The sequence below is a fragment of the Burkholderia pseudomultivorans genome, assembly GCF_902499075.1.
Lineage (GTDB): Bacteria > Pseudomonadota > Gammaproteobacteria > Burkholderiales > Burkholderiaceae > Burkholderia > Burkholderia pseudomultivorans.
The window spans coordinates 1-2,315 of sequence record NZ_CABVPP010000122.1; the positions used below are offsets into that span (position 1 = coordinate 1).

At 55.5% G+C, this 2,315-nt stretch carries 2 protein-coding genes; one reads left to right on the plus strand and one right to left on the minus strand.

Annotated elements, in window-relative coordinates; translation table 11 throughout:
- Positions 1-29: 29 nt before the first annotated feature.
- Positions 30-470 (minus strand): sulfotransferase family protein, encoded by a 441-nt coding sequence (locus tag BST28156_RS34370; protein ID WP_174904564.1) that lies wholly within the window; start codon positions 468-470, stop codon positions 30-32.
- A gap of 816 nt (positions 471-1,286) precedes the next feature.
- On the opposite strand from BST28156_RS34370, the gene BST28156_RS34375 reads away from it, so the two are divergent.
- Positions 1,287-2,279 carry a class I SAM-dependent methyltransferase gene (locus tag BST28156_RS34375; protein ID WP_217451832.1) on the plus strand — a complete coding sequence of 331 codons (993 nt, stop codon included), beginning with the start codon at positions 1,287-1,289 and terminating at the stop codon, positions 2,277-2,279.
- The last annotated feature ends 36 nt before the right edge of the window (positions 2,280-2,315 follow it).

A 2,315-nucleotide genomic window follows, 5' to 3' on the forward strand; every position in this document is an offset into this window, starting at 1 on the left:
CGAGGCGTTCATGAAAATCGCCGCTTGCATCATCTGCTGGCGACAGCTGCAAAACTCATTGTGTTAGAGCTTCTAAAAACGGATTTCCAGAACGGCAGCAATCGCGCTATCCGCGGATCCTTGAGCGCAAAGGTGCGGCCCTCGCATTTCTTTGTCAGGACTTCGACAGCTTTCCCTCGAATGCGCTGCAGTACGTCGCTGTCGATTCTGTCGAGTTCGACGGGGCCGACGCTATGCCATTCCGCCCCGGCGGCCATCAGGATTTCGACATTGATCGCATAAATGTCGAGATCCTCGAAAAAGCCTTTGTCGTTGACGCCCGCCACCGCGGGCATCAGGTTGTCGCCAAACTCCGCGCCCATTGTTTCCATGGCTCGCGTCATGACGCTTGTTCCGCTGCGATGCATCCCCAGCACGACGACTAATGTGGCGTCGTTCGGTGGCCCTGCATCGGATTCGATTTCTTTCATCGTGGCGTGCGCAGGCGCTCATGCAATTGATCAGCGTCGTTCCGATAGCGTCGGAGAAACGGAGCGTGCAGACGTGGGCGACGGCGGGATCTCGCGATGTGCCGTGCGCCACGCATGCACTTGTCTTGCATTTGCCTCATGGATCGGCAAATTCGCGCGATTCTATCGCAGGCATGAGCCAGCGGGGCCACTTGTAATATTTCATAATAAATTCGGCCCCCACGGGCAGCGCCCCGCCGATGCAGCGCGATTAGTGCCCTTCATACTGAAAGCAAATTCGAAAATAGCCGTGCGGAATCCGGTCGTAGCGACCGGGCATTACAACAAGAAACATCTCTTTCGCGCGCTTAACATTTCCAACGGGAATTTCACGCGCCAGCGAAGCCCGTTGCCGCCCCCAATATGCTTCTCGGCAGCGGTAATCACACCCGAATCAACGGAAATAATTACCCAAAAACATGAATCGCGCGTGATTCCGCTATCGCCGCTCCCGAAATATTCCGATTCCACATCATCCGCGTCAGCAGAATTTACCATTCTTGCCAATCTGATCTTATAGCTCTCCTTACAATAACGACTTGATGTCTTCGCGTCTCTATAATTAGGAGATCGTCAAATTTGCACAAGGTGAGTATGAACCCTGCTGTACCTCAAGCGATCACACCAGATGCTGAATCCTCCCCCTCGTCGATTGAACCCTTTCTTGCTCCTCAGCTAGCCTCTCTGTTCTGGCGAGCGGATCGAGTGGACGCGCATAGCGCCTGGTGCGGGCATATCCCATTCGCACACTGGTTGATTGGCGTCACGCAGCCGAGGATGGTTGTCGAACTTGGCACGCATACCGGTGTGTCCTACGCCGCGCTGTGCTCGGCGGTGGAACGGCACGCGGTGCCGGCACGATGCTATGCAGTAGATACATGGGCTGGGGACGAGCATGCCGGCCAATACGGCGAAGAGATTTTTGCCGACCTCTCGCAATATCACCGTGCCCGCTTCTCATCATTCTCGACGCTGATTCGCTCTACGTTCGACGAGGCGGTCGAGCATTTCGTCGATGGCAGTATCGATTTGCTGCACATCGATGGACTGCACTCGTACGATGCGGTCAGTCATGATTTCGACACTTGGAAACCCAAGTTGAGCGACCGAGCGGTCGTCCTGTTTCACGACACGAACGAGCGCCATCACGATTTTGGCGTCTGGAAGCTCTGGGCGGAACTTCGAACTCAATTCCCCGCATTCGAGTTCATCCACGGCCATGGTCTGGGTGTCCTTCTCGTGGGCACCAATCCGCCTGCCGATTTGCTCAAGATCGCAAATTTGCCCGAGAAAAAAGCAACAGTCATTCGACACCGATTCTCGCTGCTCGGAGAACGCTGGGAGGCCGAGCAGCAGTTACTGGCGAACGCCGAGTATTTTCAGTCGTTACAACAGAGCTTTCAGGCACAGCTGAACGACATGCAGGCAGTTCATGAGTCTGAACGCGTAACTGGTCGCGACGAAACTGCCAACGCACAAGATGCAGCCGTGCGCGACGCGCTCGCGACCGCCGTAACCTCGTGGGAAGCAGCCATTCAGGCCGCCATTGCCAAAGCCAACGCGTCGGTGGAATCGACTCCTACCGTCACCCAATTGTCGACGAAATTGTTCGATGCGGAAGCCAAAGCGCGCGCAGCAGAACGAGAACTGCAACGACTGAGGTCTCAAGTCGAAACGGCGGCCGATACACGGGCTCGTGCGATAGCCGGTATGCAAGAGCACATCGCAGCGCTTAAAAGCTCTAACAAAAAGAGTTACGAGGGCTGTTAACCCGCTGCACGCTCTGTTAACCTCATCGTTGTTTCG